This is a genomic window from Ornithinimicrobium pulveris, assembly GCF_050261105.1.
GTDB lineage: Bacteria > Actinomycetota > Actinomycetes > Actinomycetales > Dermatophilaceae > Ornithinicoccus.
In genome coordinates, this window is record NZ_CP189837.1 from 1,715,411 (window position 1) to 1,740,977 (window position 25,567).

The 25,567-nt window shown below is 66.4% G+C and carries 18 protein-coding genes and 4 pseudogenes; 16 read left to right on the forward strand and 6 right to left on the reverse strand.

Annotated features, from left to right (window positions below; translation table 11 throughout):
- Positions 1-165 precede the first annotated feature (165 nt).
- A pseudogene (locus tag ACQBAT_RS07970) lies at positions 166-1,071 on the reverse strand (IS30 family transposase); the annotation flags it as partial.
- 131 nt (positions 1,072-1,202) lie between these two features.
- Between ACQBAT_RS07970 and ACQBAT_RS07975 the strand changes: the two are divergent.
- The gene (locus ACQBAT_RS07975) at positions 1,203-2,450 is read left to right on the forward strand and encodes an IS256 family transposase (protein ID WP_427197667.1); all 1,248 of its coding nucleotides are present in this window, start codon (positions 1,203-1,205) and stop codon (positions 2,448-2,450) included.
- A 51-nt stretch (positions 2,451-2,501) separates the two neighbouring features.
- On the opposite strand, the pseudogene ACQBAT_RS07980 reads toward ACQBAT_RS07975, so the two are convergent.
- Both ACQBAT_RS07980 and ACQBAT_RS07985 read right to left on the reverse strand, forming a co-directional pair.
- A pseudogene (locus ACQBAT_RS07980) lies at positions 2,502-2,951 on the reverse strand (transposase); the annotation flags it as partial.
- 140 nt (positions 2,952-3,091) lie between these two features.
- Positions 3,092-4,068: pseudogene (locus ACQBAT_RS07985) on the reverse strand (IS3 family transposase); the annotation flags it as partial.
- Between the two features lie 368 nt (positions 4,069-4,436).
- On the opposite strand from ACQBAT_RS07985, the gene ACQBAT_RS07990 reads away from it, so the two are divergent.
- The 9 genes and pseudogenes from ACQBAT_RS07990 (at position 4,437) to ACQBAT_RS08030 (ending at position 18,636) form a co-directional block, all read left to right on the forward strand.
- Positions 4,437-6,179, forward strand: a complete 1,743-nt coding sequence (locus ACQBAT_RS07990; RefSeq protein ID WP_420748540.1) for a site-specific DNA-methyltransferase — start codon at positions 4,437-4,439, stop codon at positions 6,177-6,179.
- Positions 6,176-8,725, forward strand: a complete 2,550-nt coding sequence (locus ACQBAT_RS07995; protein WP_420748539.1) for a DEAD/DEAH box helicase — start codon at positions 6,176-6,178, stop codon at positions 8,723-8,725. The genes ACQBAT_RS07990 and ACQBAT_RS07995 overlap by 4 nt, the downstream gene beginning before the upstream one ends.
- Positions 8,726-8,794: 69 nt before the next feature.
- Positions 8,795-10,903 (forward strand): GmrSD restriction endonuclease domain-containing protein, encoded by a 2,109-nt coding sequence (locus ACQBAT_RS08000; RefSeq protein WP_420748538.1) that lies wholly within the window; start codon positions 8,795-8,797, stop codon positions 10,901-10,903.
- Positions 10,904-11,029: 126 nt separating this feature from the next.
- Complete coding sequence (locus ACQBAT_RS08005) at positions 11,030-12,487, forward strand: DUF3375 family protein (RefSeq protein WP_427197668.1); 1,458 nt, start codon at positions 11,030-11,032, stop codon at positions 12,485-12,487.
- Positions 12,484-13,239, forward strand: a complete 756-nt coding sequence (locus ACQBAT_RS08010) for a DUF4194 domain-containing protein (protein ID WP_420748536.1) — start codon at positions 12,484-12,486, stop codon at positions 13,237-13,239. The genes ACQBAT_RS08005 and ACQBAT_RS08010 overlap by 4 nt, the downstream gene beginning before the upstream one ends.
- An 80-nt stretch (positions 13,240-13,319) precedes the next feature.
- Positions 13,320-13,418: pseudogene (locus tag ACQBAT_RS08015) on the forward strand (ATP-binding protein); the annotation flags it as partial.
- Positions 13,419-13,775: 357 nt separating this feature from the next.
- The gene (locus tag ACQBAT_RS08020) at positions 13,776-16,616 is read left to right on the forward strand and encodes an ATP-binding protein (RefSeq protein WP_427197760.1); all 2,841 of its coding nucleotides are present in this window, start codon (positions 13,776-13,778) and stop codon (positions 16,614-16,616) included.
- A complete protein-coding gene (locus ACQBAT_RS08025; protein WP_420748535.1) occupies positions 16,613-17,797 on the forward strand; it encodes a Wadjet anti-phage system protein JetD domain-containing protein in 1,185 nt (394 codons plus the stop codon). Before ACQBAT_RS08020 ends, ACQBAT_RS08025 begins: the two co-directional genes overlap by 4 nt.
- Positions 17,798-17,850: 53 nt before the next feature.
- Complete coding sequence (locus ACQBAT_RS08030) at positions 17,851-18,636, forward strand: hypothetical protein (RefSeq protein WP_420748534.1); 786 nt, start codon at positions 17,851-17,853, stop codon at positions 18,634-18,636.
- A gap of 346 nt (positions 18,637-18,982) precedes the next feature.
- On the opposite strand, the gene ACQBAT_RS08035 is transcribed toward ACQBAT_RS08030, so the two are convergent.
- Positions 18,983-19,372 carry a PIN domain-containing protein gene (locus tag ACQBAT_RS08035; protein ID WP_420748533.1) on the reverse strand — a complete coding sequence of 130 codons (390 nt, stop codon included), beginning with the start codon at positions 19,370-19,372 and terminating at the stop codon, positions 18,983-18,985.
- Positions 19,369-19,608, reverse strand: a complete 240-nt coding sequence (locus ACQBAT_RS08040; protein WP_420748532.1) for an AbrB/MazE/SpoVT family DNA-binding domain-containing protein — start codon at positions 19,606-19,608, stop codon at positions 19,369-19,371. Before ACQBAT_RS08040 ends, ACQBAT_RS08035 begins: the two co-directional genes overlap by 4 nt.
- A 109-nt stretch (positions 19,609-19,717) precedes the next feature.
- Here ACQBAT_RS08040 and ACQBAT_RS08045 point away from each other — a divergent pair, with 109 nt between their 5' ends.
- The 6 genes from ACQBAT_RS08045 to ACQBAT_RS08070 all read left to right on the forward strand — a co-directional run bounded on the left by ACQBAT_RS08045 (position 19,718) and on the right by ACQBAT_RS08070 (position 25,195).
- Positions 19,718-20,542: an aldo/keto reductase gene (locus tag ACQBAT_RS08045; protein ID WP_420748531.1), complete on the forward strand. Its 825-nt coding sequence runs from the start codon at positions 19,718-19,720 to the stop codon at positions 20,540-20,542.
- Positions 20,542-21,693, forward strand: a complete 1,152-nt coding sequence (locus ACQBAT_RS08050; protein ID WP_420748530.1) for a YihY/virulence factor BrkB family protein — start codon at positions 20,542-20,544, stop codon at positions 21,691-21,693. Before ACQBAT_RS08045 ends, ACQBAT_RS08050 begins: the two co-directional genes overlap by 1 nt.
- On the forward strand, positions 21,690-22,211 hold the full coding sequence (locus ACQBAT_RS08055; protein WP_420748529.1) for a phosphoribosyltransferase: 522 nt from the start codon (positions 21,690-21,692) through the stop codon (positions 22,209-22,211). The genes ACQBAT_RS08050 and ACQBAT_RS08055 overlap by 4 nt, the downstream gene beginning before the upstream one ends.
- A gap of 102 nt (positions 22,212-22,313) precedes the next feature.
- Positions 22,314-22,670 carry a single-stranded DNA-binding protein gene (locus ACQBAT_RS08060; protein WP_420748528.1) on the forward strand — a complete coding sequence of 119 codons (357 nt, stop codon included), beginning with the start codon at positions 22,314-22,316 and terminating at the stop codon, positions 22,668-22,670.
- A gap of 51 nt (positions 22,671-22,721) precedes the next feature.
- Positions 22,722-23,594, forward strand: coding sequence for a hypothetical protein (locus ACQBAT_RS08065; RefSeq protein WP_420748527.1), 873 nt, complete (start codon positions 22,722-22,724; stop codon positions 23,592-23,594).
- Positions 23,595-23,707: 113 nt separating this feature from the next.
- A complete protein-coding gene (locus ACQBAT_RS08070) occupies positions 23,708-25,195 on the forward strand; it encodes an AI-2E family transporter (RefSeq protein WP_420748526.1) in 1,488 nt (495 codons plus the stop codon).
- Between the two features lie 78 nt (positions 25,196-25,273).
- Here ACQBAT_RS08070 and ACQBAT_RS08075 read toward each other — a convergent pair whose 3' ends face one another.
- Complete coding sequence (locus ACQBAT_RS08075; protein WP_420748525.1) at positions 25,274-25,459, reverse strand: CsbD family protein; 186 nt, start codon at positions 25,457-25,459, stop codon at positions 25,274-25,276.
- Positions 25,460-25,567 lie beyond the last annotated feature (108 nt).

Sequence of the window (25,567 nt, forward strand, 5' to 3'; positions counted from 1 at the left end):
CGGACCTGAAAGCGAGCACCTCCACTGCGAGGTTGGCCACCTTCTCGACGCCCACATAGGGCCGATTGGCCGGTTAACAGGCAGGAGCCGACAGCACCCATCGACTGGGTGACACCGAGCTTCCGGCACAGCTTGGCGTAGGCCTTCGAGCAGTAGACCTTGAGTTCAACCAGTCGATGCAACACCGGGCTGTTGCAGGGAGCGTAGCTGTTCGGCGAAGACCTCTGCAGGTGTCTTCCATCCCAGTACCTTGCGGGGCCGGTTGTTGAGCGCGTGGGCGACGGCTTCGAGGTCCTCGGCGGACCAGCGGGACAGGTCGGTGCCTTTGGGGAAGTACTGGCGCAGCAGACCGTTGGTGTTCTCGTTGGTCGGTCGCTGCCACGGCGAGTGTGGGTCGGCGAAGAACACCCTGGTGCCGGTCTCCACGGTGAAGAGCGCGTGACCGGAGAGCTCTTTACCCCGGTCCCAGGTCAGGGTCTTGCGCAGCTGCTCGGGCAGCGTGGTGATCGAGGCCGTCAGTGCGGCGTTCATCGCGACGGCACCGTACCCACCCAGCGAGGGTCCGTTCTTCACGCACGGCTTCTCGCCCCACCCTTGCAACCTGGGCAGATGCACCAGCAGTGTCGAGCGGCTGCTGCGTTCGACCAGCGTGCCGATCGCCGACCTACCGGTTCCGATGATCAGATCGCCTTCCCAGTGTCCGGGCACAGCCCGGTCCTCGGCCTCGGCGGGACGTTCGCTCAGGACGACATCGGCGCTCACGTGGCCCTGGGGCTTGTTCCGCGAACGGGCCCGCGGCTCCCGCAGCGCGCGGCCGGTCCGCAGGCAAGCGACCAGCTCGCGCTTGAGTGCGCCCCGGCTCTCGATGAACAGCGACTGGTAGATCGCCTCGTGGCTGATCCGCATGGACTCATCATCAGGGAAGTCGATCCGCAGCCGGTGAGAAATCTGCTCCGGGCTCCACGCCAGCGACCACCGCCGGTCCGCCCGGTGCGGCTTGTTCACGCCCTTCCAGGCAGGCGTGGTCGGGCCCGCCACGATCGTGCCGTCCGGTCGGCGCACGTTGCCTGAGTTGAGTCCCGCATAGTGGTGTAGCGCGGTAGCTGAAGTCGTCGTCTCCGGCGTGTACGTCGGACGAGGACGCGGCCACCGCGTGATCCTTCGAGTGAACCTCTCACAGCACCCTCGAACGGAGTCACACGATGACCGCTCCTCACATTGTCGACCCTGCCGGCCTGCTCGGCGAAGCCCTGGCCGAGGCGAGTCCGGATCTGATGCGGCACCTGCTGCAGTCGATCATCAACAGCCTGCTGTCCGCGGACGCCGACGCCGTCGTCGGCGCCGAGTACGGCCGGCCCACCCCCGACCGAGTCGCCCAGCGCAACGGCTACCGCCGCCGCCCCCTGGACACCCGGGTGGGCACCCTGGAGGTGGCGATCCCCAAGCTGCGCAAGGGCACCTACTTCCCCGAGTGGTTGCTCGAGCGGCGTAAGCGGGCCGAGTCGGCGCTGATCACCGTCGTCGCCGACTGCTACCTGGGCCGGGTCTCCACCCGGCGCATGGACAAGCTCGTCAAGACTCTGGGCATCGACTCGTTGTCCAAGTCCCAGGTCTCCCGGATGGCCGCCGACCTGGACCAGCTCGTCGAGGAGTTCCGCCACCGCCCGCTCGGGGACGCCGGCCCGTTCACGTTCGTGGCCGCCGACGCGCTGACGATGAAGGTCCGCGAGGGCGGGCGCGTCATCAACGCCGTCGTGCTGCTGGCGACCGGCGTCAACGGCGACGGGCACCGCGAGGTCCTCGGCATGCGGGTGGCCACCAGCGAGACGGGGGCGGCGTGGAACGAGTTCTTCGCCGACCTGGTCGCCCGCGGCCTGAGCGGCGTGCGGCTGGTGACCTCCGACGCGCACGCCGGTCTGGTCGAGGCCATCGCGGCGAACCTGCCCGGCGCCTCCTGGCAACGCTGCCGCACCCACTACTCGGCCAACCTGATGTCGGTGACGCCGAAGTCGATGTGGCCGGCGGTCAAGGCGATGCTGCACAGCGTGTACGACCAGCCCGACGCATCGGCGGTGCACGCGCAGTTCGACCGGCTCATCGACTACGTCACCGACAAGCTGCCCGCGGTGGCCGAGCACCTCGCCGGCGCACGCGAGGACATCCTGGCCTTCACCGCCTTCCCCAAGGACGTGTGGACCCAGATCTGGTCCAACAACCCCGCCGAGCGCCTCAACAAGGAGATCCGCCGCCGCACCGACGCCGTGGGCATCTTCCCTAACCGCGACGCGATCGTCCGCCTCGTCGGCGCCGTCCTGGCCGAGCAGACCGACGAGTGGGCCGAAGGACGCCGCTACCTCGGACTCGAGGTGCTGGCCCGCTGCCGCGTCAACATCGTGCCCAACACCGAACCCGAGATCGGAGCCGATGCCCTACCCGCGCTGACCGCCTAACCCCCTGTCGAAGGAGCACAGCGCTACACCACTACCCGGGACTTGACCGTTGCCTGCCAGCCGGTCCTGGACGTACTCGCGAAGACGTTCGTTCTGCACCAGCTTGGCGGTCTTGGGCCGCCTGGCAGCCTGCTGCGCCTTCCACTGCGCCACCGTCGCACGGTACTCCTGCTTACCGCCGCGGGTGGCGGCGTTGCGGCGAAGCTCGCGTGAGATCGTGCCCGGGTCACGCCCGATCACGCGGGCGATCTCACGCACGCCCTTGCCCTGGGCGCGCAGGATCGCGATCTCCTCACGTTCCTCGAACCTCAGATAGCGGCCGGTGGGCTCGCTCAGACAGATCGGCGGCATGCCGCCAGCGTGACGAAACCAGCGGGCACCGACCGGCCACGACACGCCCACCGCCAGCGACGCCTCCACCGTCGTGACCCCAGTAGCGATCAAGCGCCAGAACTGCCGCTGCACCACCCGAGAGGGATCAGGCCGCCCGGGCGAGCGCATCGCCGGCCGCAATGCTCGATCAGCACGCCACTGCCGGCGAAGCTCCTGCGGCGCCTCGCTGGTCTTCCTGCTCCAGTCTGTCGTTGCCATCGTCGACCACCTCCGAGATCAAGGTGTTGCGACGACCAGTTGAATCCGCCGACCGACCCGTGGTCGCTGTGAAAGATCGCGCCCTTGAGGCCGCCCCGGGTCGCGGCGGCATCCTTCAACGCATTCTCGACGAGCTCGGTGCGCATGTGGTCGGTGATCGCCCACCCGACGAGCCGCCGTGAGTAGCAGTCGATCACGGTCGCGAGGTAGAGGTTGGTCCCGTCGGCCAGCGGCAGGTAGGTGATGTCCCCGACGTAGCGCTCGTTGGGGCGCTCGGCAGCGAAGTCGCGCTTGAGCAGGTCGGGGTACTTCTGCCCCGACGGCTCGGGGATCGTGGTCCGCACCCGACGCTTCTTCACATAGCCACGGATGCCCTCAAGCCGCATCACCCGCGCGACCCGCTTGTGGTTCACCCGCTCACCTGCAGGTGCGCTGTCGTTGAGCTCGGCGGTGATCCGCGGCGCCCCCTGGGTGTTGTCCTCGGCATGCACCGCCCGGATCCGCGACGCGAGCTCGGCATCGGCCCGAGCCCGTTCCTCGCGTGCCGGGGCTGCCGTCAGCCAGGCGTAGTAGGAGGAGCGCTCGATCTCGACCAACTCGCACAGTCGCTTCACCTCAAAGGTGGCAGAGTTGTCGGCGACGAACTGGAAGCGACTCACCAGCGCGTCTCCCCGGCGAAATACTTGGCCGCCCGCTGGAGGATCTCCCGCTCGGTGGTGAGCTTGGTGGTCTCGACCTCCAACTCGTTCACCCTCGCTTCGAGCCGGGCGATCTTCTGCTCCGGCGTCTCATCGACCGGCGCCGAGGCGCTCTTCCTCGTGGTCGTCTTGGACTGCAGCGGGCTGGAGGTCAACGTCCCGTCAGCGGCGGTCTTCTTGCCGGTCCCGTAGACCTCGAGCCAGTGCCGCAGCGTGCCGCGCACGATGCCGAGATCCTCGGCGATGCCGCGGACCGTGGCGCCCGGGGTGGACTCGTACAAGTCGACGGCCTGACGACGGAACTCCTCGGAGTAGTTCTTCCTTGCCATGATTCTCGGATCATCTCCCTTTCCCAGCACCGGGTGCTGGATTCAGCGTGTCCAAGATCCGGGGTCAGGCCCCGTCGCGGGGCAGCTCGGGTTTGAGTGGCAGAAGGCCGCGGCCCCGTTCTGCGGGGTGAAGGGTCGGATGCGTCTTGCGGTCCTGGATGGGACGGTCGGCCACGAGGAAGTCCGGCACTTGGTGGCAGCCCTTGGTGACAGGGAGCGTGTGACGGTGGTCGCGAAGTCGGTGTTGCCTGACGTGGAGGATCTGTTGCGGTCGTTGTCGCCGGGTTCGCGGGTGCGGAAGGCTCCGCGTGACCTGCTGAAGGAAACCACCAAGCCCCGTACGAAGGCTCGGACGCGGGGAGCGCTGCGTGGCGTCGCCTGACCACCCAGTGACCGGCGATCTGGGACGGGTAGGGTCGGCGTACCGCCGCGTCAACGTCCCAGTCTCGCGGCCGCCGACCGCGAAGGAGCCGGACACCGTGACCGCTGGACCAAGGCTGGAACTCACCTGGCCCGGCAAGGACAAGTTCCTGCTCACACCCAAGGACGACCAAGGCAAGCCGGTCTGGGTGGAACGGTCGCACCCGGCCGCGTCCGAGGTTCGCCTCACCGAGTTCACCGGCTCCCACGGTGACGTGGGGATGGGAGACCCATACGCGGACAACCTGCTGTTCACCGGGGACTCCCTGGACGTACTGCGGGTGCTCGCGGAGGTGCCGGAGTTCCGGCGTGAGTACCTGGGCAAGGTCAGGCTCGCGTACTGGGATCCGCCGTTCAACACCGGGCAGGCGTTCGATCACTACGACGACTGGCTCGAGCACTCGACCTGGCTCTCGTTCATGCGGGAACGGCTCCTGGTCGCACGTGAGCTGCTGACCGACGACGGGTCAATCTGGATCCACGTGGACGACGCGGAGGCACACCGTGTCCGGCTGTTGTTGGACGAGGTGTTCGGGGCGTCGAACTTCGTCGCGTCCGTCGTGTGGAAGCGCCGGAACGACCCTAGGAACACCGCACAGTACATCTCGATGGACCACGACACGATCCTCGTGTACGCGCGGGACCTCCGTTCGTGCCGGTTTAACCAACTGCCTCGCACGGAGAGGATGGACGCTGCTTACACGAACCCTGACGACGACCATCGAGGGCCATGGCGACGCAGCGACACGGCCGCGCGGAACTACTACTCCAAAGGGCTGTACGCGGTCACCACACCGTCGGGACGGGTCATCGACGGGCCGCCATCCGGTTCGTACTGGCGGGTCTCGCAGGAAGAGCTGGAACGGCTCGACGCGGACGGCCGTATCTACTGGGGCAAGGACGGATCTTCACGGCCATACGTAAAGCGGTTCCTGACCGAAGTGGCCGGTGGGCGCGTCCCCTCGTCGGTGTGGCACCCCGAGGAAGTCGGGTTCGTCCGCAACGGCAAGGAAGAAGTGCGGGCGTTGATCGGAGACGTGTTCGCAACCCCGAAACCCGAGCGCCTCCTCGAACGGGTCATCACGATCGGATCAGACCCAGGCGATGTCGTGCTCGACTGTTTCGCCGGGTCTGGGACGACCGCTGCTGTTGCGCACAAGATGGGCAGACGGTGGGTCACCGTCGAACTCAACCCGGACACCGCTGACGAGTACGCCCAGATGCGACTCCAGAAGGTTGTCGACGGGACCGACAGGGGCGGCATCACGGACACGGCCGGCTGGACCGGGGGTGGTGGGTTCAGGACCGTGACCATCGGTCCGTCGATGTATGAGGTGTCTCCGGTCGGGGTGATGCTCGCGGACTGGGCAACGAACGGGAAGTTCGCCCGGGCGGTCGCTGGTCAGCTCGGGTTTGATTGGCAGGAGGACGCTGCCCCGTTCTGCGGGGTCCGGGGTCGGATGCGCCTAGCGGTGCTTGACGGGACAGTCGGGGTGGAGGAAGCCCGGCATGTGGTCGCTGGTTTGGCCGATCAGGAGCGTGTGACGATCGTGGCGAAGGCTGTCTTGCCGGGTGTGGAGGAACTGGTGCGTGACCTGTCGAAAGGCTCGCGTGTGCGGAAAGCACCAAGGGACCTGCTCGAGGTGGGCGCGGCGCGTGCCCGGCGACGGATGGAAGGAGCCGGGACGTGAGCTTTGACTTGCCTTATGACGAGCATGCGGTGGAGAACATCACGTACATGCTGGATCTGCGTGACCCGAACCGGGACGCGCTCGACGCGATCGCCCGCGCCCTGGATGAGGCTGAACCGGGTGTGGAGATGGTCGCTGACCTGGCCACGGGTGTCGGCAAGACCTACATTGCTGGGGGCCTGTTGGACTACCTGTGGGGTCAAGGCGTCCGCAACGTTGTGATTGTTGCGCCGGGGTCGACGATCTTGCGGAAGACCGTGGACAACCTCACCCCCGGTCATCCGAAGTATCTGCGCGGGTTGCAGTGTGACCCGTTCGTGGTCACGTTGGACACGGTCGAACGTGGCGAGGTTGGGGCTGCGCTCGAGGACGAGTCCCGGTTGAAGGTGTTCGTGTTCACGGTCCAGTCGTTGCTGCGCCCGAACAAGGACGACAAGCGGCGTGCTCACTCGCCGCATGAGACGGTCGGGCAGGGCATCTATGAGTACCTGCAAGGCCGTGAGGACCTGGTCGTGATCGCGGACGAGCATCACGTGTACTACTCGAAGACCGCGAAGAAGTTCCGGGCCGCGTTGGACGACCTGGAACCGCGGGCAACGGTCGGGTTGACGGCAACCCCGCACGAACACACGAGGGACAAGGTCGTGTTCCGGTACCCGTTGGTGGACGCGATCGCTGACGGCTGGGTGAAGATCCCCGTCCTGGTGGGCCGTCAGGACAAGGTGACGGACACGCGGACTAGGTTGTCGGACGCGTTGACGTTGCTGGATGCGAAACGGGCTGCGGTGCGGGCCTACACGGGTAAGTTCCCGCGGAAGAAGTACGTCGAACCGGTCCTGTTCGTGGTCACGCAGACGATCGACCAGGCGAACGAGTACCGGGACATTCTCGCTGGGCCGGACATGCTCGGAGACCCGGCCCAGGTTCTGCTGGTCACGTCCGAAGAACCCGACAGTGCCCTCGCAGCGTTGGACGGGTTGGACCAGCCGGGGAACAAGGTTCGGGCGGTAGTGTCCGTGGACATGCTCCGTGAAGGGTGGGACGTGAAGAACATCTACGTCATCGCCGCCGTCCGCTCCCTCGAATCGGAACTGCTCACGGAGCAGATCCTTGGCCGTGGTTTGCGGCTCCCGTTCGGGGAACGGACCGGGAACCCGATGCTGGACACGGTCGAAGTGCTGTCCCATGACTCGTTCACGGACCTGCTGCGCCGCGCAAAGTCGCTGCTGGAGCAGACCCTCGGGCAACGGCACGACGAAGCGACCGTGGAGGTGAACCCACAACCGGGTGTCCGCCAGGCAGCCACCAACGCCGACACGACGGACTGGGCGGGTTTGCCGGCCGGGACGGAACAGGTTGAGGTGAACCTGCCCGGTCGGGCCGCGACTGACCCGAACCAGTACGCCCTCTTCGACACCGACGAAGACGGCCTGGATGGGGATGCGACGCGGCATACCGGGATGGGCATCGCGACCGTTGACGCACGCCTGCAGACCGCTCAAGAGTCCGAGCAGACTCTCGTGACGACCCTCACCCCGAACCGGAAGCTCGAAATCCGCCTCCCGCTGTTGCTGCCGAAGGTCGTCACGAAGTGGGTGCGGGACCCGTTCTCCCTCACCCAGGTGAACCAGCTGAACGTGGAAGCGCTCGGCCGGAAGTTCGTGGACGACAACGCCCCCACGCTCACCCGGAAAGCGCTCGACGCGCACCGTGACACCGAAGGTGAAGCACGGGTCGTCATCCGTGACGAGGACGGGTCCAACCTGCAAGCAGCAACACTCCCGATCCCGTTCGACAACATCGAAACAGACCTGACCACCCGCCTGTTGCGGACGAACGGGATCGAGCAGACCGTCACCGAAGCGAACGCCGCCCAAGCGATCGCGAAAGCGTTCCTGGTCGGGGCCGGGGTCACGGTCGACACGCCGTGGCGGGTCGAACACGGCCGTCTTGCAACGACCGCGCTCACGGAGTACATCTCCACGTTGCAGACGTCATCCCCCGCCAGGGAGGTCCGCGAAGTGGAGCACGTTCGTTGGCCTGACCCAGCTGACCGGACCGAACCCCGCCCGCCAGCGGACCGGCACGTCGTCACGAACTCGAAAACGTTCGTGCGTGGGTACCCGTACTCCGGGTGGGACAAGTGCCTGTACGACGTGAACGGGTTCGACGCGTACGGGACCGAGTTCAGTCTCGCGACCATCCTGGAAAAGCCCCGCTCCAAAGTCCGGGCGTACGTCCGCATCGACGACCACGTCCCCCTACGGATCACGTACATGGCCGGGGCGGTCCAGCGCACGTACGAACCGGACTTCATCGTCGTGGACGAGCACGGCACCTACTGGATCGTCGAAGGGAAACGCGACGACCAGATGACCGACCCGGTCGTCATCGCCAAACGCGACGCCGCCCGCGAATGGGTCAACACCGTCAACGCGTCCGCCGACGTGACCGACCGGTGGGGGTACCTGCTCGCGTCCGAGTCCGTCATCGGCAACGCCACCCACTGGGACGCCATCAAGAACGCCGGACAGGCCCACACATGAGCGAGAACCACCGGCCAGCACAGGCCGGCTCTAGCAGCATCGGGCGTAGTCAACTCTTCAGGAGGAACCATGGCTGACACGTTCGGTCATCACCCGTGGACGGTGCAGGACCTTGTCGGGGGTGTGACCTCTGGACAGGTCCGGTTGCCGGACATCCAGCGACCGTTCGTGTGGTCGAACGCGAAGGTGCGTGACCTGGTCGACTCGATGTACCGGGGCTTCCCTGTCGGCCAGTTGATGTTCTGGGAGAACACCGACGCTGCTCACTCGCGGACGATCGGGATCGAGGAGAAGAGCCAGGCAGGGTCGATGCAGGTGATCGACGGGCAGCAGCGCCTCACGTCCCTGTTCGCTGCTGTGAAGGGACAGCAGATCCTGCGAGAGGACTACTCGCAGGAACGGATCGTGATCGCGTTCAACCCGATCACGGAGAGGTTCGCGATCCCGGACAGTGCGACGAGACGGTCACCGGAGTGGATCCAGGACATTCGGGACGTGTTCACGTCGGCGATCGACGCTCGCTCTGCGTACCTGGACAAGCTGGAGGAAGCCAGGGGCGAACGTCCGGACCGGGACACAGAACGAGTCGTGGAGGAGGCGATCAACCGCCTGCACCACGTCCTGTCGTACCAGTTTCAGGTCGTTCAGCTCAAGCGGCACGTGTCGCGGGAGACTGTCGCGGACATCTTCGTCCGCATCAACTCCGAGGGTGTGACTCTGTCCGCGTCCGACTTCATCCTGACGTGGTTGTCTGTGTTCTGGGAGGAGGGACGTCAGCAGATCGAGACGTTCGCTCGGGACTCCCGGTTCACGCCGCAGGAGTTGACACGGATGACCGGCGAGAAGGTCACGTGGTCCCCGAAGAACCCGTACCTGACGTTGGACCCGAAGCACATCTTGCGGGTCGTGGTTGCGGTGGGCAACAAGCGTGCCCAGTTGCAGGACGCCTACAACGCACTCCGCGGGCGTGACCCGAGGACGCGGCAGATCATCCCGGAGAACCGGGAGCGCGAACTCGCCAGGCTGAAGGAGGGTCAGGCAAGGGTGCTGAACCCGAACAACTGGGACGAGTACCTGAAGGTGATCGAACGGGCCGGCATCCGCACAAGCTCCATGGTTACCACGAAGAACGCTGTCGTCTACGGGTACGCGTTGTGGCTAATCGGTAGGACCGAGTACGGAGTGCCCGTAGACGAACTGCGCGAGGTTATGGCCCGTTGGTACTTCATGGCACAGATCACGGGCAGGTTCTCCGGCAGTGTCGACTCTCGTGGGCAGGAGGAGCTCAACCGGTTGGACGGGCTCGAACTCACGCCCGAGGCGTTCAAGGCTTCGATCACCGGGCAGGTGGACACGATCCTGACCGAGGACTGGTGGCGGGTCACGCTGCCCGAGAACTTGCACACGTCCAGCACGACGGGCCCCGCGTTCATCGGGTACGTCGCGGCGCTCAACATCCTTGACGCTGACGTGCTCCTGTCCACGTTGAAGGTGAAGGACTGGATCGACCCGACCAGGCGACCAGTCAAGGGTGTGGAGAAGCACCACCTGTTCCCGAAGGACTACCTCAAGCAGACCGTCGGGCTTCGCACCACCAGGCAGATCAATCAGGTCGCGAACCAGGCGCTGGTCGAGTGGTCGGACAACATCGACATCTCCAACCAGCCACCGCACGTGTACTGGGCTGCGCAGGTGGGCGACAAGACCATCGGGACGGAACGCCTGGCGGAGCAGGAATGGTGGCACGCGCTGCCGACCGGGTGGACGACGATGGACTACCAAGAGTTCCTCACTGAGCGGCGCAAGCTCATCGCCGCGGTCACCCGCGAAGGTTTCCGCAAGTTGTCCGACCCGAACTACCGGGCTCAACCACCGCTCCCCGCGCAGACCCAGGACGATGAGCATGCCTTGGCAACGTTCAGTGACTTGGTGCTGGCAGGGTCGCTGCCGCCGGGGACATACCTGACCCCGACAGACGCGGAGACTGACTCGATCGCTGAGGTCACCGAGGACGCGACGATCCTGCTAGACGACCACGAGTACCGAACGCCAGCGCTAGCCGCAGCGGCGGATGGTGCTGAGCAGGAAGACGGTTGGGCCTACTGGACGGCCCATCTGGACGATCAGTCCGTCGTGCTGTCGGACCTGCGTGCGTCACTAGAACAGGATGCCGCCTGACCCGGTGCCCATCGGTCGGTTCCTGATGTCCCCGGGCCATTGGCCCGTGCGGGCCTGTCGGTGGTCCCGTGCAGACTGCGTGGCAGGTGACCGTAGGAGGTGGAGTTGTCCATGATGGGCACATCGGTGGCGGACGAGTTCGCGCTCGCCAAGGAGGCGTACGCAACCCCTGAGGTGCGATTCCTGTCGGAGAAGCAGCACGGGGCGTTCATCCTCGCAGTGCTGCGTTCCAAGTTCACCCGTGAACTTCCAGCCGTGGTGGACAACGACTTCCACGAGGCACTCGACCACGCGATCGGCGTGCTCCGGGACCGGGGCGAAGCGGGCGTCCCGGACACGAACGGTCGGGCGTTGGCGACCTCGTGGGTCGCTGACGGGTGGTTGGAGAAGGACCTGAGCTCGGACGGTCACATGGTGTACCGACCCACGGCAGCATCCCAGACCGTCATGGAATGGTTGGACAGGCAGTCCAGGCAGCGGCTCGTGTCGGTGCCACGGGTGAACCAGATCTTCGACAACGTCGCAAAACTGGCCGCGCTGGCAGACCCGGACCGTGACGCCCTGATCCGTGAGCACGAAAGGGAAGCCAAGCGTCACCAGGCGGAGGCGGAACGTTTGAAGGCCGGAGGTGACGTTCCGGCCGGTACGGATGACGATCTGCTCCAGTACGCGGACCTCGTGGTCGGTGCGATGAATGAGATCCCGTCCGACTTCCGCAGGGTCGGGGAACGATTCCACGACGCGAAGCGGGACCTTCAGGACCGGTTGCTGACCACTGACGGGGAGACGGTCGGACAGGTGATCCAGTCGGTGACGCACACCTCGCGGAACATCATGACCGGAACCCCGCAAGGGCGAGCGTTCGAGGGTGTGTCCGAACTCATCCGGGACGAAGCACAGATGGGGTCGTTGCGGCACAACCTGAACCGCATCATGAACTCGCCAGCGGCGGACATGTTCACGGACGGTGAACGGGTCATGTTCGCGAACCTGCCAGCCGTGTTCGTCACCCATGTTGACCTGGTGCTGGAAGGCCCACGGGCGTTAACGAAGATCGTTGGCGGCAGGTTGGCCGCGCACGTCGACGCGAGTGAAGGGCAGGGCGGGTTGCTGTCCACGATCCGGGCCGCACGTGCAGCGTTGCGAACGCACAAGGGACCAGTCCCCCATGGCGCGATTCCGACGTTGGGTCCGTTGACGGTACCCGGGTCGACGTTGCGGTTGCATGACCCGCGCCCGGTGGATGCTCCGCGTTCGTTGGCTGACGCACCGGCCGCGGTGACGGAACCGTTGACGTTGGAGTACCTGGCCCGGTGGGGTGGCCCGCACGGGAAGGACGTGGCCGATCATGTGCGGCGTTTGATCGCTGCCGGGAGGGACCGGGTCACGCTCGCAGAGGCGTGGCAGGCCGCACCGTCCGACCTGCGCCGAAGCGTCGAACTGGTCGCGTACCTGGGTCATCCAGCCCGGTCGCACGACCGGCCACGCGGTACGGACCTGATCACGGTCAGCGAGGGAGACCGGTCACGCAAGTTCATGATTCCCCGCGTCGAGTTCACGAACGAGCAGGTGGAGCAGGCATGACAAGCACGATCGCAGACGAGGACGTCAGGGACGGCGAATCCGGTATCGAAGAAGCCGGGCCGGGCGTGCATGGTGAGCAGGACAGTGTCGGGTTGTTCGACGGTGACACGGGCGACGCACCCAGTGATGCCCGGACGGTCATCACGTACCTCGTCAGGAACAGGGTCCTGACAGGGCGGGACGAACCTGACCTGTGGGACCTGCTGCTGGTGCATGAGCAGACCGTGCTCAGGCATTTCCACAACATGTTCGTGGACCTGTCGATCAACAGGGTGTGGCGGGTGGCGTACAAACAACAGCTTGAGCCTGCTGGTGTTCCGCACAACAAGGTGGTGCGGGCTGTGACGATGACGCTGGAAGCGTCCGTGCTGGCGTTGTACGCACGGGAACGGGTCGCGCTGGCTGTCCCGGGTGAGGCTGTGGTGATCAAGCGTGCTGACGCTCGTTCGCAGATGGAGCCGTACTGGCCGGCCCAGGTGCACAACAAGGCCGCGAAGGACAAGAAACTGAACGCGGCCCTGGACGCGCTGTCCAACCAGGATCTGCTGGTCAAGGTGGGTGATGACAGGTGGGAGGTGTCGCCGGCGATCAGCCTTGTCCTGACTGCGCAGGCGATCGCTCGGTTTACTGACCTGCTGACCGCGCCGGAGGCTGCGCACGGGCCAGCCCTGAGTGTCGTCCCAGACACGGAGACCGACGACGAGCAGGCCGATGACGACCAGGACCACGAGGACGCGGGTGATGAGTCGTGAGCGTGACCCAGCTGCCGATCGCTCAACAGTGGACACTCGCGTCGATCCAGCTTGTGAACTGGGGCGGCTACGACGGGCACATGAAAGTTGACCTGGCTGGCCCGCGAGAAGTCACCCTCATCACCGGGTCGACCGGATCCGGGAAGTCCACGTTGCTGGACGCGCACATTGTCCTCATGCACAACCCGTCGACGGCGTTGAACCGGGCGTCGAACACGAACTCCCACCGGTCACGGTCGGAGGAGTCCCGCAACATCGTCTCCTACATGCGCGGCGTCCACGGGCAGACCCGTGACGTTGAGGGGGAGCACGCCGTCATGCTGCGTGAGGGGACGGTCTGGTCCGCGATCGCTGAGACGTGGCACTCGACGGACGGGGCAGTCCTGACGGCCTTGTCTGCGTTCTTCGCTGTCCCGACCGACACGACCCGACCGGACGTGCGCCGGGACGCATGGATCCCGGACGAGTTCGACCTGAACCTGTTGGAGCCGTTCGCCAATGGTGTTCACGTGGCCCGCCCATTCCCGCCACGGGTCATGGAGAAGACCTACCCAGGGTTGCAGGTCGTGCCGTCGACTGCGGCACTGCACCGGGTGTTGTGGGACCGTCTCGGGATCGGGGACGAGACGGCAGGGAAGAACGCGATGGCGTTGCTGTACAAGGTGCAGGCTGCGGACGCGGTCCAGTCTGTGAATGACCTGTTCACGAAGTTCGTCCTCGACAAGCCGATCACGTACGCGAAGGCTGACGAAGCCGAAGGGCACTTCACGGACCTGCGCAACGCGTGGGAGAAGATCCGGGTCATCGAGGATCAGACAAAGCGACTGAACCCGATCCCCGGGCTGTGGGCCGACTACGAATCCGGCCGAGACGAGCTGGCGTACTTCACCGCAGTCAACCCCTCCCCCGATCAGGCCAGGTCGCCGTTCTGGAAGTGGCGGTGGGACAGGGAAAGCACCGCCCTTGAACAGGCCGAGCAGACCGCACAACGTGAGCATGAACAAGCCAAGGCCGACCAGACGGCAGCAGCCAACGAAGCTGCCCGGCTGGAGGGTGAACTGCAGTCGATCCTGTCTGCGATCGCCCAGGACGACGCCATGTCGGAGCTGGGCGGACTGGACGTGCGGATCGAATCCGCGCAGGGTGCGTTGACCCGGGTGGAGCAGGACCGAGACGAGCTCGCCCAAGCTGTCGGTGACGTGCTGACTGTGCCGGACACCAGGGCCGCGTTCGACCGACAACAGGCCGCGTCCGCTGCGTTCATGGAGGGTTACCCGACCCGGAAGAAGACGGCAGACGATCAAGCGGAGGCCGCGAAGCGGGCACAGTGGGAGCTCGCAAACCAGTTGAAGGGGTTGCGTGAGGACAGGGAACACTATGTCGGCCGTAAGGACGTAACCGACCGGGACCGTGACTACGTGCGGCGCCGGTACGCCGAGTTGATCGGGTTGGAACCGCACCAACTTCCGTTCGCTGGTGAGCTGATGGACATGCTCCCTGAACATGAGGGATGGCGGATGGCAGCCGAGATCGTCCTGGGTGGGACCGCAAGAAGCCTTCTGGTGCCGGAAGCACACCTGGGCGCGTTCCGACGTGCAGGAGAGGACGAGCTGACGGCTTTCCGGATCCCGTACCTGGTCGTCCGGAACCTTGACGTGGCGCTCTCCAAGGGCGACCCGGCCACGATCGGCGGGCGGTTGCAGTTCCGTGAGCACACGTACTCCGGGTGGTTGTCCCAGCGGGTGTCCAGGTCAGCACGGCATGTATGCGTCGACTCGCCTGACGACCTAGGGGACCTTCCGGCCGGGTACAAGGACGGGGTGACGATTCAGGGGCAGACCGGGAACCGGGATGGTGGGGCTGTGGGTGGGCAAAAGAACCACAAGCCCACTATCGGGTTCACGCCCGAGGCGGTGATTGCCCGGATTGACGCAAAGATCAAGACGGTTGAGGACGAGCTGGTCCCGGCAGACAAGGCCGCGGAGGCTGCGCAGACAGCAGTTGCGGTCCTTCGCGGTCAGCATGACGCTCATGCCCGGTTCTTGAAGGTGCCTTGGGACCGGATCGCAGTCCAGGAGACGACGGCTGCCCTGCAGGAGCTGTTGGACCGGAGGAAGGTTCTGTCTGAAGACCCGTCTGTTGCAGCACTCGCCCGGGAGAAGGAACAGGCCAAGGCAGCGTCTGCGGTAGCGAACAAGAAGCTCGGTGCCGCTGAGACGAAGACTGAGGACACAGAGAAGACCTGGGGTGTCCTGGCTGAACGGAAGGACGAAGCGTTCAATCAGTTGATGGGCCTGGATGACGTACCTGACCTGCATACTGACTGGTTGGACGACATGCTGACGGGGTTCCGGGACGACCCGGACGTGCCTGGCCCGGTCGCAGCGGACTTCGAGTCTGGACCATGGCGCAAGTTCGTTCGGCACCTGGCTTCCCGGTACGAGGCTGCGGCGAAGAAGCGGGACAACGCCCGCAGGCTCCTGTCGCAGACGTTCGAGGACTACATTCGGGAATACCGCGACACTGCCGGTGCGGAGGACCTGACGACCGACCCAGACCGGTCGTACTGGCAGTTCCACGCGATCCTGGAACGTCACCGTGCCTCCGGGGTGGACAGCGCGAAGGCCGAGTTCACCGAGTACACGGCCATGTACGGCGGGCACGAGCTGATGGCGTTGGCCCTCGCGTACGAGAACGAGCTCACCAACATCGACGCTCGCCTGACCGAGATCGGGAACGCCCTGGCGGACCAGCCATACGGCGAAACCGACACCGGGCGCGTCACTATCCGTCGGCGTGACGGACACGCCCCACCGGTCGTGACCCAGTTCCGCAAGGAGTTGAAGGACGCGACAACAGGCACGACTGCTGTGCTGACCTATGAGCAGGCTGTGGCAAAGTACGAACGGTTCGACAACCTGATCAGCCAGTTGGCCGACCCGAAGAAGCGGGATGTGCTGCTGGACGTGCGCACGCACGTCCTCCTGGAAGCGCAACATCTGGAGGACGGGAAGCTGGTCAAGTTCTACCGTGAGCTCGCGACGACCTCCGGGGGTGAAACCCAAGAGCTGACGATGTTCATCATCGCGGCCGCGATCCGGTACAAGGTCGGGTCGTTGGACGCGAAAACGCCGAGGTTCGCGCCGGTCTTCATGGACGAAGGACTGATCAAGGCCGACCCGGAGCGGACGCAGCGGGCCGTCGAAGTGTGGACCCGTCTCGGGTTCCAACCGGTCATCGCGACGACGACCGACAAGCACGAGTCGATCTCCCGTACCGCGTCCGTGCTGCTGACCGTGACGAAGGACTCCTCGCACCGTTCCAAGCTGGACCGGGTTGCCGCGGTGACCGGGGACGAGTCTGAGGCGACCGGATGAAGACCGTTGACGACACGAAAGGGCGGGTCCGCACCTGGTTGGACAGGAACCTCGTCACGACAGTCGCAGACGGTGACGAGTCCGGGTTGACGGTCGGGTTGGACGCACCGACCGGGCAGGCGTTGCAGGACGAGTGGGCCGACGTACACGGTTGGGCTCGAGGCTGGCGTAACACTGCCGCGGCCCTGCCGGACGGGGTGCGGGTGGACTGGGTGGTCCGCAAGCTCGGGCCGACCCGCCAGGAACTCCCCCACCGGCTCGTCCTGGACACGGTCGACGGTGCGGCCGGCTGGGTTGGCGGGCACCACCCTGGGACGCTCGACCGGGCACGCACCCGGTGGGCTGACCTGACCGAGGCGTTCCCGGACACTGCGGACGTGAAGGTTCTCCGGGTGGTCATGGGATGGGACCAGGTTGACGTGGACCTGCTCCTGTCCGCCGCCCAGTGGTTCGCTGACAACCGGGTCGTGGACGACACGTGGACACCCCGGCAGGTGCCCGTGCCTGGTCTGCACGCGAAATGGCTCGACGCGACCGGTCGGCGGACCCTGATTGAACAGCTCGCCGGGATCCCCACCGTCCGGTTGCGGGCACGGCCTGTGCAGGCACGGGTCACGTACCTTGACCCGGCCCACGCGGCGACGGGCCGACGACGGTGGGACCTGATCACCGCTGGCGACACGTACCAGGTGCCGTACGACGTCAAGGTTGTGGTTGTCGTGGAGAACCGGGACACCGCGTTCTACTTCCCACCCGAGGTGCCCGGCGGTGTGCTTGTTCTCGGCAACGGCGACGCCGCCGTGAGCCTGCTGGAGACGGCATTGCCGTCGTTGGGCTCACCACCGCTCATCTACTGGGGCGACATTGACGCTGAAGGGCTGCGCATCGTCGCCAGGCTCCGCACACGCGGCCACGTCGTGGACACGATCCTCATGGATCTGCCCACGTACGACCGGTTCAAGGAGTTCGGCACGTCCGTGGACCAGCACGGCAAGACCCTCCGGGCAGGCGACCCAACTCCACCAGACGGCCTCACCACAGGTGAGGCGGACCTCTACAACCTGCTCACGAGCACGGACCTAGAGAGCCACCGGCGCGTCGAACAAGAACGCATTCCCCTCGACCACGCGGTCACCGCCATCACATCGGCCCCGCGCGACAAGACTCGGCTGGTGTCATGACGACCGGCAGCGGGGCCGCTCCTGAAGGCGTGCGACATGATCGAGTGCACGACATGTCGCAACTGCGTGAAGATGTCCCGGACCAGGCCGTTGCCGCCAAGTGGGCCAAAATCAGCCCCCTGATCGACCGCCTGGTCGAACGCGCCGGGGACGAGGCCGACTTCGAGCACCGCCGGGACAGCGCCCTCACCGGGGACGACCGAGCCACCTCCCCGTACAACACCTCCCACGCGTTCCGGCAGAGTCTGACGGCAGCGATCGACCACCTGCACGCGGCGAAGACCCTGGTCCACGACGTCGGGATGCTCCATCTTGGTGCGCCCGCGACCCTCGCCCGCTCAGCCTTGGAGAACGCAGCCACCGGGTGGTGGCTGCTCGAGCCACGCGGTCGCGACGAACGCGTCCTGCGAACCTTGCGGTGGTACTCCCGGAACTTCCGGGATCAGCACACCGCGTTAGACGACACGACCCTGATCCCCGAACGAACACTGGAGCAGAAGCTCGGCAAGGTTCGGGCGATCGCTGCCAAGCGTGGCTTGAACCCCGACCAGGCCGCTGGCGGCTACACGATGTCGACGGTCATCGAGGCCCACACTGCTGGGACCAAAGCGGACTCCAAGTTCGTGCGGCAGCTCGCATCTGGGTTCGCGCATGGCCGACCATGGGCCTACCTCGGTGCACTCAGCCAAGATCGCCGCCCCAGTGATGAGGACGGCATCATGAAGGTCCGGCTGACGAACACGGTTCAACTTGGGCTCTGGCCCACCCTGACCGCCCTCCACGCCGTCGAGGACACCCTCAGGCTGTGGGAGCAACGCGCAGGACACCACCGAACCTAGCGCTCGTGTCGAAAGTCCCACCCTGACGCCACTGGATGTGTCACGGCACTGCGGGTGCCACCGGATTGGTCATGATGACTGAGACAGCCAGACCCGAGTGTGTCTCAGTTTTCTTGTCCTATCGCTGGTCGGATTGGTCATGATGACTGAGAACGGACAACTCGTCCACACCTGTCGCCAGACATCGTCGCAGGTCAGCGGGCCGGAGCCAGATGGTGCGCGAGGCCGACGAGAACACGGTCAAGGAGGCGCTGGGGTCCACCCGGCGGGCACGGCAGCCCGAGAGCTGCCTCAGCAGCCTCCTGCAGAGGAAAGCCCCGCCCGTATCGGGCGAAGCCACGTCGGCTCAGGGCTGAGTGAATCCAACGTCCCGCTGTGCCCTTCGATCAAAGCTGAGCACCTGAGAGCAGCCCCGTGACGTGCACGCGGCGCTGATCACGGCGTCGGCAAAATCAGACCCGGAGCGCGCAAGCCTGAGTGCAGAGCGAACCTGCGACTCGTCCTGAACCACGATGTCCGGACTATCCACCAGTGCTGACAGCGCGCCTATGACGGTCTCTGCCGCAATCTTGTAGCCACGGGTGAGCACCCAGTAGGTCTCCACCACGACGACGGTGGTGAGGAACCCTGGCTCCTGCGGGGTGAGTTTCGCCATCGCCCGCGTGGCTGCCGCCCCTTGCTCGGCATGGTCCTGAACGAGATGTCGGACGACGACAGTGGTATCGAGCCCGATCACTGATCCTGTGCCGCCCTGGCGATGGCGTCCTCCATGTCGCTGATCGAGAGCGCCGGCCCCGAGTGCTGCAGGATCCCAGCGAGGTCGGCAGCTGTTGTGCGGGTCGGCCGCAGCACGTACTCGCCTGCGTCGTTCTGGTCGAAACTGACGACGACGCCCGTCGTCAAGCCGAGGGCGACCCGAACGTCCTTGGGGATCGTGATCTGCCCCTTGCTCGTCATGGTTCCGGTGCTCACTATCACCACCTCCTTACCTCATTGTAAGGAGGCGGTGATGGTGATGTCCAGGGAAGCCGGGAGGGCCGCTGAGGAGAGGCGATCCACCTCATCTCGGTAAGGTCGAAACATGCACACCCTGCGCGACGGCACCCCGCTCCCCCAGGTCGGTTTCGGCACCTATCCGCTGAAGGGCGAGGACGGCATCGAGGCGATCACCAGCGCGCTGGAGGTCGGCTACCGCTACCTGGACACCGCGACCAACTACGAGAACGAGCGTGAGGTGGGCGAGGCTTTGCGCCGTAGCGGTCTTCCTCGCGAGGATGTCCTCATCGCCAGCAAGATCCCCGGCCGGGCCCACGAGCGGGCGAAGGCTATCGCCACCATCGAGAAGTCACTCGAGCTGATCGGGATCGACCAACTCGACGTCGCCCTGGTCCACTGGCCCAACCCCTCGCAGGGCCGCTATGTAGAGGCATTCGAAGCGTTGCTGGAGTGCCGAGAGAAGGGCTTGGTTCGCCACGTCGGCACCAGCAACTACACCGCCGGGCACGTGCGCGAACTCGCCTCCGCCACCGGCGTGGCCCCCGTCCTCAACCAGATCGAGTGCCACCCGCTCTTCCCCCAGGAGGACATGCTTGAGGTTCACCGCGAGCTGGGCGTCCTCACCCAGGCCTGGAGCCCGCTGGGCAAACGCGAGGCCCAGTATGACGCTGCCCCCGTCGTGCAGGCCGCCGACCGGTTGAGCGTCAGCCCGGCCCAGGTCATCCTTGCCTGGCACCTCGCCCGCGGTGTGATGCCGCTGCCGAAGTCGGCCACGCCGTCCCGGCAGCGCGACAACCTCGACGTGGCCGACCTCCAGCTCACGCCCGAGGAGGTGGAGGCGATCTCCGGCCTGGGCCGGCCCGACGGCCGTCTCTTCGACGGGGACCCCGAGACACACGAGGAGATGTAGTGCGCGAGCGGGCCCGCGAGACCCGGGAACGGGCTCGGCAGACCCGCGACCGGGTGCAGGAGGCCAAGCGCTCCGGCGCCTTGCGTGAGTGGTGGTACGACCTCCTCGACGTCGGTCGCCAACCGCGCCTGGTCCGCTCCGTGCTCAGGTATGTCGTCGCCTGGGGCTCCCTGGGCGCTGGCGGGGTGACCTTCACGGCGATGCTGTCGCTCACCGCGGCACTGACCATTCTTGTCAACGTCGCCAGGGCCTTCCTCGGCGATCGCCCCGAGTTGGTGGACGGCGTCATCCGAGTCATCAACTCGGTCGTCCCGGGCATCATCGATGACGGCCGCAATGAGGGGCTCATCCCGGCCGATCAACTCATGCGGGACACCGGCTGGGGCTGGACTACCGCGATCTCCGCCGTCGTCATCCTCTGGTCCGCGCTGGCGATGATGACCGGGCTGCGACGCACCGTCCGGCAGATCTTCGGCCTGGGCGGTGCCCCGATCCGCTACTTCCGCGGCAAGGTGATCGATCTGTGGGGCTTCTTCCTGCTAGCCATCACCCTGGCCGCCAGCTCGGTCCTTGTCTCCGGCATCACCCTGGTGGGTCAGAACGTCCTGGACTGGTTGGGGATCAAGAACTCGCTCACCGCGGGCCTGCTCACCGCCGGGGTCCTTGTCGTGGTCGCTCTGCTCGATGCCTTCCTCATCTGGCTGATCTTCCGGGTCACCAGCAAGGTTCGGATCCCCACGCAGGACCTCCGCCAGGGGATGGCGCTCGGCGCGGTCGGCTTCGGCTTGCTCCGCCTGGGTGGCACCTGGCTAGTCGGCATCTGGTCCACCACTCCCCTGTTCGCCACCTTCGCCGCGGTCGCCGCCTTGCTGCTGACGCTGAACCTGGCCCTGCGGTGGTTGCTCTTCGTCGCGGCCTGGACGGCCAACCCGCCCGCCGCGCACGTGCCGGTGCACCCCGACACCGTGCACGCCAAGGAGAAGCCCAATTACGTCACGGTCAGCGCCCCGCACACCCTGGACTGGCCACACCACCAGGTCACCGGTGCGCTCATCCCCGAGGAAGACCCTCGGTTCATGCGGTCTGAGACACTGCATACCTCCTCGGGACTGCGTCCCATCCCTCCCAGAAAGGTCAAGCCATCCTCATGACCGGCGCCTACCACGCTGACGCGGACACCCTCGACGCCGAGGGCAAGGAGATCCTGACCTGGGACATGTTTGGCGAGGCCTGCCGTGACCTGGCCCAGCAGGTCGCCGACTCCGACTTCCGGCCCGAGATCGTGATCGCGATCGCCCGCGGTGGGCTGCTGCCTGGCGGTGCCCTCGCCTACGCGCTCGGTCTGAAGCTGGCGGATGCGATCAACGTCGAGTTCTACACCGACGTGCACGAGACCCTGCCCGACCCGGTCCTGCTCGCCCCGATGCTGGATACCGAGAGCATCGCTGGCAAGCACCTGCTCGTCGTCGACGATGTCGTGGACTCGGGGCGCACGCTGGACCTCGTCCTGGACCTGCTGCGCACGGTGGGCGCCGAGCCGCGGAGCGCGGTGCTCTACGGAAAGCCCACGACGATCGTCGAACCGGACTTCACCTGGAAGCACACCGACCGCTGGATCGTCTTCCCCTGGAGCGCGCAGCCGCCGGTGACCGCCTCGACGCCTTCCTGAGCGCCACGGCGCTGTCCACATCCTCGTAGCGCACACAGACGTCATCCACAGATCTGCGGGTCGGGCTTCCCACCGGGCGGCCACATACTCCAGGGTCGTGCCATGACGACGACGCAGGCGCCCACCAATGAGGTGCGGCTGGTGGGGCGGGTGAGCGGTGAGCCGACGGCACGAGAGCTGCCGAGCGGCGATCAATTGGTGCAGCTGCGGGTGGTGGTCGACCGCCCGCCGCGACGCGGGGACGGCGGGCGCAGGCAGGTCGACACCATCGACGTGGCCTGCTGGTCCGCACGCACCAGGGTAAGCGCCCAACGCTTGAGCGAGGGACACGTGGTGGAGGTCGAAGGAAGTCTGCGCAGACGCTTCTTCGCCACCGGCGCGGGGAGGGCCTCCCGGTACGAGGTGGAGGCGACCAGACTCCGGCGCGCGAGGGGGTCGGTGAAGAAGACCGGTGTCTGAGCACGCCGCAGCCCCGCCTTCGCTCTGGTAGCCCGGCCTAGGCTGAGAACTATGACAACGATGCCGCTGCGCGAGGTCCGCGACGAACACACTGTGCTGCGCGCCTATGACCACGGCGCGACGGTGGTCGGTTGGGAGGTGGACGGGCAGCCGGTGCTCTGGCTCAGCCCGCGGGCCGTGGTGGACGGCAGCACCGCGATCCGTGGCGGGGTGCCGCTGTGCTTCCCGTGGTTCGGCGCCGGCCGGTCAGGGGACCGCTCCCCCAGCCACGGCCCAGTGCGCACGGCGACCTGGCGCGCGGTCGAACCGACCGGGGCTGAGGTGATGGCCTGGGAGCTCTCCTCCGAGGAGGTGGCGGACACGTCAGGTGGGGACGCGCTGCCTGGACCGTTCCAGCTCCGGTATGCCGCCACCCGCCTGGCTCCCGACGTGTCCGGACAGGTGGGGCCGGGCCTGCACCTCGCCCTGACCGTGCACAACCCCGCGACCGCACCGCTCGAGGTCGAGGCTGCGCTCCACACCGACCTGGTCGTCCCAGACAGCACAAAGGCGCAGGTCCTGGGGTTGACCGGCACGCCCTACCTCGACAAGGTGACTGGTGAGCGCGCGGTGCAGGAGGGGCCAGTCACTTTTGGGCAGGAGGTGGACCGGGTGCTGGACGGCACCGGATCGCCGGCGCCGGTGCTGGACCGAGGCGATGGCAGCCAGGTGCTGGTCCAGCACCACGGCGCCACCCAGACCGTGGTCTGGAATCCTGGCCCCGACAACGCTGGCCAGATACGGGACGTCGGCGCGGACGGCTGGCGGGAGTTCGTCTGCGTAGAGACGGCAGCCACCGGTGATCTGCCCCTGGTGGTGTCCGGCGGGGCATCGTCGGTGATCGCGGTTACCCTGATACTCCGAGGTGACCCGAGCTCACGGTAATCGATGCGCACGCAAGGGACTCGCACGGACAACACCCTGTCCGGGTGAACGAATCTGGGAGAAGAATGAACGACGAGCGCAGGCCGGGAGCGACCCCCGCAACGGCGGGCCCGATGCCAGATATCCCCGAGCACGTTGACGCCTCGGCAGCGACGCCCGAAGAGATCACCACGATGCGGGAGAAGAAGCAGGACCCGGAGCAGCACGACGCCACGGGTGCCGACCGCGGCGTGCTCATCCTGCAGGGTCTGCGTGGAGCCGCTGCCTGGTCGTGGCGCTTCCTGCTCGTCGCGGCCGCCCTCTTCGTCATCTTCTACCTGCTCGGCCAGCTCTGGGTCGGCGTGCTGCCGCTCCTGCTCGCGCTGCTGATCTCCTCGGTGCTGTGGCCGCTGGTGTCCTGGCTCAAGCAGCACGGGTGGCCCTCCTCGCTCGCGGCAGCCCTCGTGCTGCTGGGATCACTGGGAATCTTCGTGGGCACCCTGATCGCCATCGCCCCCCAGGTCATTGAGCAGAGCCAGATCATCGCCAAGCAGGCCGGCGAGGGCCTCCAGGTGGTCATGGACTGGGTGAGCGGTCCGCCGCTGAACCTGCAGAACGAGCAGGTGACCGAATACGTCGACCAGGCCACCGCCTGGCTGCAGGAGCAGTCCAGCCGGATCGCCCAGGGCGTCGTGACCGGCGTGGCCACGGTCGGCTCGATCATGGTCAGCCTCGTGATGACCTTGATCTTCAGCTTCTTCATCCTCAAGGACGGCGAGCGCTTCGGACCCTGGGTCCGTCAGGTCAGCGGCGCCACCGCCGGGATGCACCTCACCGAGGGGCTGGCCCGCGTCTGGCGGACGATTGGCGGCTTCATCAAGGCTCAGGCGATCGTCTCGGCCGTCGATGCCATCTTCATCGGCCTCGGGCTGGTGCTCCTCGGGGTGCCGATGGCCTTCGTGCTCGCCCTGATCACCTTCTTCGCCGGCTTCATCCCGATCGTGGGTGCGGTCACCGCCGGCGCGCTCGCCGTGCTGGTCGCCCTGGTCTCCCAGGGCTTCATGACGGCCGTGTGGGTGCTGGTGATCGTGATCGCGGTCCAGCAGCTGGAGGGCAACATCCTGCAGCCGATCCTGCAGAGCAAGGCGATGAACCTGCACCCGGCGCTGATCATCCTGGTCGTCGCCGCTGGCGCCACCCGCTGGGGCATTGTCGGTGCCTTCCTCGCGGTCCCGGTGACGGCAGCGCTGGTCTCGCTCTACCGCTATGGCAGTGAGCACCTCGACCTGCGGACAGGCGCCAAGCGCGCCGACGAGGTCACCAACCTCACGCCGCAAGGGATGCGGGCCGCCCAGCTGGCCGAAGGCGCCGCCCCGGTCTTCCAGCTGCGGGCCCGGCAGGCCCACGAGCAGGCCGAGGGCGAGCGGGGTGCCGCCAAGCAAGCGCTGGTCGACCGCACCAGCGAGCTCGCCGCCTCCCTCCGAGAGCGCTTCATCGCCCCCATCCTGCGCCGCGGGGACGATGAGGGCGCGCGTGACAAGGACGCGATCGATGAGCTCGCGTCAACGCCGGAGGACGCCGAGGCCGAGGACGCCCAACCGGAGCCGTCCCGCCACACCTGAGTCACGGCATACCGGACCGGACAGCGAAGAGGGCGGACACCCCGGTGGGTGTCCGCCCTCGCGCGTACCGAGTGAGGCTCAGCCGTCGGTGGCGTCCTTGAACGCGTCCTTGGCCTTCTCGCCGGTCTGCTTGACGTTCGCCTCGACCTGGTCGGCCTTGCCCTCGGCCTCCATGCGGTGGTTGTCGGTCGCGTCGCCGACACCCTCCTTGACGTTGCCCTTGACTTCCTGGGCCTTGTTGCCAATCTTGTCGCCGATACCCATAACTGCTCCTCACATCGGGAATGGGGTCTTCACCCACAGGGGTGTTCACCCACTCTTGGCCCACCGGGGCCGTGGCGCAACTCCAAACGACCTCTCCGATGTGGGACA

Bases quoted from the DNA above. Each gene is read 5' to 3' on its own strand.
- ACQBAT_RS08070 (WP_420748526.1), top strand. From the start codon at position 23,708: ATGCCAGATATCCCCGAGCACGTTGACGCCTCGGCAGCGACGCCCGAA.
- ACQBAT_RS08010 (WP_420748536.1), top strand. From the start codon at position 12,484: ATGACAAGCACGATCGCAGACGAGGACGTCAGGGACGGCGAATCCGGT.
- ACQBAT_RS08020 (WP_427197760.1), top strand. From the start codon at position 13,776: ATGGAGAAGACCTACCCAGGGTTGCAGGTCGTGCCGTCGACTGCGGCA.
- ACQBAT_RS07975 (WP_427197667.1), top strand. From the start codon at position 1,203: ATGACCGCTCCTCACATTGTCGACCCTGCCGGCCTGCTCGGCGAAGCC.
- ACQBAT_RS08075 (WP_420748525.1), bottom strand. From the start codon at position 25,459: ATGGGTATCGGCGACAAGATTGGCAACAAGGCCCAGGAAGTCAAGGGC.
- ACQBAT_RS08045 (WP_420748531.1), top strand. From the start codon at position 19,718: ATGCACACCCTGCGCGACGGCACCCCGCTCCCCCAGGTCGGTTTCGGC.
- ACQBAT_RS08065 (WP_420748527.1), top strand. From the start codon at position 22,722: ATGACAACGATGCCGCTGCGCGAGGTCCGCGACGAACACACTGTGCTG.
- ACQBAT_RS08055 (WP_420748529.1), top strand. From the start codon at position 21,690: ATGACCGGCGCCTACCACGCTGACGCGGACACCCTCGACGCCGAGGGC.
- ACQBAT_RS08060 (WP_420748528.1), top strand. From the start codon at position 22,314: ATGACGACGACGCAGGCGCCCACCAATGAGGTGCGGCTGGTGGGGCGG.
- ACQBAT_RS08000 (WP_420748538.1), top strand. From the start codon at position 8,795: ATGGCTGACACGTTCGGTCATCACCCGTGGACGGTGCAGGACCTTGTC.
- ACQBAT_RS08025 (WP_420748535.1), top strand. From the start codon at position 16,613: ATGAAGACCGTTGACGACACGAAAGGGCGGGTCCGCACCTGGTTGGAC.
- ACQBAT_RS08030 (WP_420748534.1), top strand. From the start codon at position 17,851: ATGTCGCAACTGCGTGAAGATGTCCCGGACCAGGCCGTTGCCGCCAAG.